Source organism: Streptomyces sp. NPDC057271, from assembly GCF_042668715.1.
Taxonomy (GTDB): Bacteria; Actinomycetota; Actinomycetes; order Streptomycetales; family Streptomycetaceae; genus Streptomyces.
In genome coordinates, this window is record NZ_JBHUYJ010000011.1 from 121,956 (window position 1) to 129,396 (window position 7,441).

The window sequence follows — 7,441 nt, forward strand, 5'->3', positions numbered from 1 at the left end:
ATGTGCCGTACCGGAGCCGGTGGGGAGGGGTGCGGCCGCACCCCACCCCACCGGCTCCGTCCTGCGGGGAGGTGGTTCCTCAGGCGCCCGCCGTCTTCCGGCGGTGGACGTGGGCGATGTAGTCCGCGTGGCTCGGAAGCGTCTCGACCAGGGTCCTGGCCTGGTCCCGGACCATCTGGAGCTCCTTGGCCGCGGCGATGTCGTCCATCAGGGCCAGGCCGGGCAGCGGCTGTACGTCGAGGCCGCCGAGCCCCAGGATCATCGCGGTGTAGGAGTAGGGCTCGAAGCCGTGGTAGTACGGGAAGATCGTGTCCTCGTCGGGGAGCTTCGCCTTCCACTGCTCGATGCGGCCGGCCAGCGCGTCGGGCATCGTACGGGTCTTGGCGTCACGCCAGTACGCGTTGTCGTTCCGCTTGGCGGCGACGTAGTGGAGCACGAGGAACTCCCGTACGCCGTCCATCACGTTGGCCACCTGCCTGTTGTACGACACCCGCAGCTGCTCGTCGTTGCGGCCGCCGGGGAAGTGCTTGACCAGCTGCTCGATGGCGTTCTGGATGAAGAAGATGCCGGTCGACTCGAGCGGCTCGACGAAGCCGCTGGAGAGACCGATCGCCACGCAGTTGTTCACCCAGGAGTTCTCGCTGCGGCCGATCCGCATCCTGATGTGGTTCGCCTCCAGGTCCTCTGCGGCCGGCCCGACGTACGCGCGCAGCGTGCGCTCGGCCTCCTCCGGGGTGCAGTAGTCGCTCGCGTAGACATAGCCCGTGCCTGTCCGGCCGTACAGCGGGATCGTCCAGATCCAGCCGGCGGCCTGGGCGCTGGCCCGGGTGTACGGCCCCATGCCCTGGTCGGCCATCTCCATGGGCACCCGCAGCGCGACCGCGCTGTCGTTCGGCAGGGTGTCCTGGTACGAGAGGAACGGCACGTCGAGCTTCTTGTTGAGCAGCATGCTGCGGAAGCCGGTGCAGTCGATGAAGAGGTCGCCCGAGAGGTCGCCGCTCTCCTTGGTCCGGACGTGGCGGATGTCGCCGCGCTCGTCGACCGCGACGTCGACGACGTCGTCCAGCACGTGCCGGACGCCGCGATCGGTGCCGTATCCCGTGAGGAGCTTCGCGAGCAGCGTCGCGTCGAACTGGTAGGCGTACGGGAACTGCGTCGTCTGCTGGGACATGGTGGACCGGCCCACGGCCGCCGGGTCCTGCTCGCCGGCTCCGAGCGCGAGGAGGCTGCCCTCGAACTGCCGGGGCGAGCTCTTCGCCTCGCAGAGCGCGGCGATCACGGAGCAGTCCCGGTCGTAGTCCGCGCTGGGCTTCTTCTGCAGCCACCAGTCGGCGAGGGAGACGCCCTCGACCGTCCGGGGGCGCTCGAAGGGGTGGTAGAAGTGGTGCCCCTCCGCACGCCAGTTGTCGTAGCGGATCCCCAGCTTGTAGGTCGCGTGACAGTCCGGCATCCAGTCCGACTCCTCGAGGCCGAGATAAGCGAAGAAGTGCCGGATCGTGCTGAACGAGGCCTCTCCCACACCGATCGTGGGCACGTTCCTGGATTCGACGAGGGTGACCGCAAGCCGGTCCCCGAACGCCGCCTTCAGGTACGAGGCGGTCATCCAGCCCGCGGTCCCGCCACCCACGATGACAACACTCTTGCTCATGACGTCCTCACTTCCTTCGCGCCGGCCGGCTTGATCGAGATTCACCCTGCTGCGACGTTCGCGCCGTCGCCGCACTCGTCGACGAACTCCAGGAGGCGGGTCACGCCGGTCTCCAGGGACGTCGGGTCCACGCAGAACGCGACCCGGACCAGGTGCCGCGCCCAGGGGGCGTAGTCATGGGAGCGGACCCGGCCCCGGTCGTCCGCGTCGGGCCGCATGGCGAAGCCCTCGCCGGGTACGACCGCCACGCCCTTGCTCTCCAGGAGCCGGGTCGCGAACGTCTCCGCGTCGAGACCGGTCCGGGCGACGTCGAGCATCGCGTACCAGCCGCCGGCCGGCAGCTCGCGCAGGAGCCCGGCCTCGACGAGCGGCGAGAGGATCACGTCCCTGTTGTGCTGCACCTTCTTGCGGTTGACCGCCGTCGACTCGGCGCGGCTGTTCAGCGCGGCGATCCCGGCGTACTGCACGGGGGTCGACGTGCCGATGATGTTCGCCTCCTGGACGACCTTCATCACGTCGGCGGCCCGGTCGTCGGCCAGTGCCACGTAGCCCAGCCGGTAGCCGGTCATCGCGAAGCTCTTCGAGAAGCTGAAGACGCTGTGCACGATGCGCTCGGCCGGCGGGACGTCACGCTCCAGCGACGCCACCGAGGTGTGCTCGCTGTCGTACAGGAAGTGCTCGTACGCCTCGTCGCTGATGACGTGCCAGCCGCGGCCGCGCGCCAGGTCGAGCAGGGTCCGGAGCTCGCCCTGGTCCAGGACGACACCGGTCGGGTTGGCCGGCGAGTTGACGAGCAGGACCCGGGTGCGCTCGGTCGCGGCGGCGGCGATCACCTCGGGGTCGGGGCGCAGTCCGGGCCCGAGCGGGTACAGCACCGGCCGGAAGCCCGCGAGCAGGGCCTGCTGGAGGTGGACGGGCCAGTGGAGTTCCGGGATGAGGATCTCGGCGCCGGGCTCGGCCAGCGTCTGCAGCAGGGCGGCCAGACCCTGGCACGACCCGGGGGTGATCAGCAGGCGGGAGACCGCGCTGTCCACCTCGTTGTCGGTGCGGAGCTTGTCGACGACCGACTCGCGGAGCTCGCCCAGGCCCTCCACGCCGGTGTACTTGGTGTCGCCCCGGCGCACGGCGTCGACGAACGCGTCGGCGACGTCGTCGGAGGGGTTGAAGTAGGGGTCGCCGACGTGCAGCTTCACCACTTCGGCGCCGGATTCCACCTCACGCCGCTCGGCGGCCCGGAAGATGCGGTGCAGACACGACGAAGGAATCGATTCCGCGGCGGACAGGATGTCCCGGCTCACGCTCGTACCACCTTTGCTCCGTTGAGTTCTTCTTTCGAACGCGCACGATCGGTCACGCCGTGCGCCCACCGTCGACCGGGATCAGCGCACCGGTGACCCAGCCCGCCGTCTCCGTGTCGAGCAGCAGGCACACCCATCGGCCGATCTCCGTCTCCTCTCCGAACCGCCCCATCGGGGTCGATGCGAGGAGGTCGACACGCAACTGCTCGGTGCCCGCCTCGTCCAGACCGGTCTCGCTCCACATCGGGGTGTCCACCGGGCCCGGCAGGATGGCGTTCACCCGGACGTCCGGGGCGAGTTCCCGCGCCAGCGAGCGGGTGAGGCTGTTGACGGCCGCCTTGGTCGCGCCGTAGAAGGCACGCCCCGGCATGGAGACCACGCCGCCCACGGACGAGATGTTGACGACGCTGCCGCGGTTGGCCCGCAGCTGGGGCAGTGCCTGGCGCGTCAGCTCGGCGGGCGCGCGGACGTTGACGGCGAACATCGCGTCGAACTGCGCGGGGTCGGTCTCGTCGAGCCGGCCGAACCGGGCCAGGCCCGCGTTGTTGACGACCGCGTCGACCCTGCCGAAGCTGTCGGTCGCCGTCGCGACGACGCGTTCGGCGGCGCCGGGCGCGCTGACGTCCTGGGCCAGCCATGCGACGGCGGAGCCGTACCGGTCCGCCAGGTCCCGCAGCGGTTCCTCGCGGCGGCCGACGACCGTCACGCCGGCGCCCGCCTTCAGCAGGCACTCCGTGATCCCGCGGCCGATGCCGGTCGCCGCTCCGGTGACCACGACCGACTTTCCGGCCAGGGTCATCGGACGACCACACCCTCCGCGAAGGCCGCGACGAGGTCGGCGATCAGCTCCGCCGGGTCCGATACGAGGCTGAAGTGTCCGCCCGGCCAGGTCCGTGCGCTGAACCGGCCGGTGCCGACCTCGGCCCAGGCCGCCAGCCGGTCACCGTCGACCAGAGGGTCCTCGGTGCCGCGGTAGCAGCGGATCCGGCAGTCCAGCGGCTCGGCGTACGGGTCCGGTCGGTAGGTCTCGTTGAGTCTGATGTCCGCCCGGACGACGGGCAGCAGGAGCTCTCTCAGCTCGGCGTCCTCGGCGACCGCGGGATCGATCCCGCCGAGGTCCCGCAGTCCGGACCACAGGTCGTCGTCGGTCGCCCGGTGCGTGGCCCCGCCGCCCGCCCGGCCCGGTGCCGGAGCGCCCGAGACGAACAGGTTCCGCACGGGCCTCGCGCGGTCCTGCAGCACGCGGGCGGTCTCGTAGGCGACGAGCGCGCCCAGGCTGTGTCCGAACAGGGCGCACGGTACAGGGTCCAGGTCGAGCAGCTCCCCGGCCGCGTGGGACGCGATCTCGGCCACGCTGCTCGCGGGGGCCTCGGCGATCCGGTCGGCGTGCCCCGGATACTGCACGGCCAGCAGCTCGCAGTCTCCGGGCACGGCCGACGACCAGTCGCGAAAGGTCGCCGCCGAACCTCCGGAGTGTGGAAAGCACACCAGCCGACGGGCCGGGCGCTCCACGCTGTTGAGGGCCCGCACCCAACCTCGGTCACGCGTTCGTATGCGATTCACGCCACCGAGCTTCACCGAAACCCGCCGACCGGCCGGGGCAATCTGTCAAAGCTCTGTCGGGATTGACACGGCCTTGGGAGCCCGTGCCCGAACCTGAGGGCGTCTCAACCCGAGGAGGACACATGCTGGACGGGTTCGTTCCCTGGCCACCCGACTTCGCCGAACGTTACCGCCGCGCCGGCTACTGGGCGGGGGCATCCCTGCGGCAGCTGGTCGACGCCAGTGCCGCGCGCCACCCGGGCAAGACGGCCGCCGTGGACGCGACCCGGCGCACGAGCTACGCCGAGCTGGCCGAAGAGGCCGACCGCGTCGCCTCCGGTCTGCTCGATCTCGGCATCGGCCACCGTGACCGGGTGGTGGTGCACCTGCCGAACAGGATCGGCTTCCTCTCCACCGTCATCGCGCTGTTCGGCATCGGCGCGATCCCGGTGCTGGCGCTGCCCGGTCACCGGCGCGACGAGATCCTCCATCTGGCGCGCGCCTCCGACGCGGTGGCCTACATCGGCCCCGACCGGTTCCAGGGCTTCGACTACCGGGCGCTGGCCCGCGAGGTGCGCCGCGACGCACCCGGGCTGCGTCACGTCGTGGTCGACGGCGACGCGGCGGAGTTCACACCGCTGTCCGAACTCGCCCGCTCCGAGGTACGGGAGCTCGCGCCGGTCGACTCCTCCGAGGTGGCGCTGCTGCTGCTGTCGGGGGGAACCACCGGTGTTCCCAAGCTGATCCCGCGGACCCACGACGACTACGCGTACAACATCGCGGCCTGTGCCCGGGTCGTGGAGTTCGACGACAGCGGCGTCTACCTCGCCGCGAACCCGGTGCCGCACAATGCCGCGCTCGGCTGCCCGGGGGCGCTGGGTGCGGTGATCCTGGGCGGGAAGGCCGTCCTCGCCGCCAACCCCAGCCCCGATCACGTGTTTCCGCTGATCGAGCGGGAGGGCGTGACCCTGACGACCCTGGTCCCCGCCCTGGCCCTGCTGTGGGCGGAGGCCGCGCGGAGCACTCCGGTCGACATGTCCGGGGTGACCATCCAGGTGGGCAGCTCCAAGTTCGGGCCCGCCGCCGCGGCCCGGGTGAGCGAGAGCCTCGGCTGCCGGCTGATGAACGTGTACGGCATCGGTGAAGGGCTGATCACGCACACGCGTCCGGAGGATCCGCCGGAAGTCGTCTTCGGTACCGAGGGCAGGCCGGTCTGCCCGGACGACGAGATCAGGATCGTCGACTCCGAGGACCGTGAGGTCGCCACCGGGGAGATCGGGGAGCTGCTCACCCGTGGCCCGTACACGATCCGGGGCTACTTCGCCGCGCCGGATCACAACCGCCGGTCGTTCACCGCGGACGGCTTCTACCGCTCCGGCGACCTGGCCCGGATGACCGAGGACGGGAACGTCGTCATCGAGGGCCGGCTGAAGGACATCATCCATCACCTCGGCGAGAAGGTCTCGGCCGAGGAGGTGGAGGGCCACGTGCTGACGCATCCGCTGGTCCGGGACACCGCCGTGGTCGGCGTCCCGGACGACGAACTCGACGAGCGGCTCTGCGTGTTCGTCGTCCTGGGCGGCGACGCGGTCGAGGCCGCGGACCAGGTCACGCTGCGCGCGATCAGGGACCACATCCGCGGCCGCGGCCTGGCGTCGTACAAGCTGCCCGACGAGCTGATCATCGTGTCCGACCTGCCCCACACCCCGGTGGGCAAGATCGACAAGAAGGCCCTGAAGGCGTCTCAGTCCCGGTGAGGGACCTGGGGTGTCCGACACCGTCCGGGAGCGATCCCGCCGTCGCCGCCGCCCGCGTTCCGGGCTCGTGGCGGCGGTGGGACCGCCGCCCGGTGCCCCGGTCCGCCCGCGCGCGGGGCGCGGGAAGCCGAGGTCATCGCGGCCCTCACGGAGAGGCATGATGGGACCGTGCCCCGTACCAATCCCACGCACGGCCGGGTCGGCCGCCCGCCCGTGACCTCCCGTACGCAGATCCTCACCGTCGCCCGTCGGCTCATCGACGAGAGCGGCTGGGACAAGCTCACGATCCGCGGACTGGCCGCCGAGATCGGCATCGGGGCGACGACGCTGTACCACCACGTACGGGACAAGGAGGACCTGCTGCTGCTCCTGATCCACGAGTACGCGCAGCAGATTCCCCGCCCCGAGCCGTCCGGTGAGCCGCGGGACCGCGTCATCGCGGCCGCCACCGCGATCCACGACGCCCTCACCGAGTGGCCGTTGTCCGCCGAGGTCCTCACCGGCGACCGGTTCATCTCCCGGCTCAGCACCCCGGCCCTCCGGCTGATCGAGGACATCCTCTCCGGCGCCGTCGACCACGGATGCACGCCCGAGCAGGCCGTGCAGGTCTTCCGCAACATCTGGTACTTCACGGTGGGCGAGGTCCTCATCCGCGACCACTCCTCCGACGTGTCGGAGGAGGAGGCGCCGTCCGCCGACGGCGGTGCCTTCGTCAGCGATCTCGACGCCGACCAGCTGCCCCACCTGACAGCCCTCAACGACCGGTGGACGGCGCTGGCGGCGCGGGACACCTATCCCTCCACACTCGGCGCCCTCGTCGACGGACTGCTCTCCCAGACCGCGCCGCCGGCGCCGCGGAGCCGAACTCGCTGATCAGGGTCCCTCTCCCGGTCTGCCGACCGGCTTTGGTGCTCGCCGTGGGGGGCGACGACTTTGAGAGGTTGAGGTCCAGACGGCTCAGTATCTCAGGTGTACGTTCGAGGGCCCAACCCGCGGGACGGCAGGTGGTCGGCCTCCTGGTCCTCATCGGCCAAGGGCGACGTCCAGATTTGCTGGGCGGAGGTTCTCACCCGGTGCGTCGAGAGGGCGTGGGGGGGGCCGGGGGGGGGGGGGAAAAGGGAAAAAAGCAGGGACCATCGGGAAAAGAGGGGGAAGGGGCAAAAACCCCCACGATCGGCCCCACCCCACAAACAAAA

At 70.9% G+C, this 7,441-nt stretch carries 6 protein-coding genes; 2 read left to right on the plus strand and 4 right to left on the minus strand.

Annotated features, from left to right (window positions below):
* Nucleotides 1–79: 79 nt before the first annotated feature.
* Genes ACFUJR_RS08490 through ACFUJR_RS08505 form a run of 4 tightly spaced genes read right to left on the minus strand, consistent with a single transcriptional unit; the run spans nt 80 to nt 4,524 of the window.
* A complete protein-coding gene (locus ACFUJR_RS08490) occupies nt 80–1,648 on the minus strand; it encodes a tryptophan halogenase family protein (RefSeq protein ID WP_383180203.1) in 1,569 nt (522 codons plus the stop codon).
* A gap of 41 nt (nt 1,649–1,689) precedes the next feature.
* Entirely contained in the window at nt 1,690–2,946 is a 1,257-nt protein-coding gene (locus ACFUJR_RS08495; RefSeq protein ID WP_383180206.1) for a pyridoxal phosphate-dependent aminotransferase, read from the minus strand.
* 52 nt (nt 2,947–2,998) lie between these two features.
* Nucleotides 2,999–3,745, minus strand: a complete 747-nt coding sequence (locus ACFUJR_RS08500) for an SDR family NAD(P)-dependent oxidoreductase (RefSeq protein WP_383180209.1) — start codon at nt 3,743–3,745, stop codon at nt 2,999–3,001.
* Nucleotides 3,742–4,524: a thioesterase II family protein gene (locus tag ACFUJR_RS08505; RefSeq protein WP_383180212.1), complete on the minus strand. Its 783-nt coding sequence runs from the start codon at nt 4,522–4,524 to the stop codon at nt 3,742–3,744. The genes ACFUJR_RS08500 and ACFUJR_RS08505 overlap by 4 nt, the downstream gene beginning before the upstream one ends.
* A gap of 107 nt (nt 4,525–4,631) precedes the next feature.
* On the opposite strand from ACFUJR_RS08505, the gene ACFUJR_RS08510 reads away from it, so the two are divergent.
* Complete coding sequence (locus ACFUJR_RS08510) at nt 4,632–6,245, plus strand: (2,3-dihydroxybenzoyl)adenylate synthase (RefSeq protein WP_383180215.1); 1,614 nt, start codon at nt 4,632–4,634, stop codon at nt 6,243–6,245.
* 168 nt (nt 6,246–6,413) lie between these two features.
* Nucleotides 6,414–7,118, plus strand: coding sequence for a TetR/AcrR family transcriptional regulator (locus ACFUJR_RS08515; protein WP_383180218.1), 705 nt, complete (start codon nt 6,414–6,416; stop codon nt 7,116–7,118).
* The last annotated feature ends 323 nt before the right edge of the window (nt 7,119–7,441 follow it).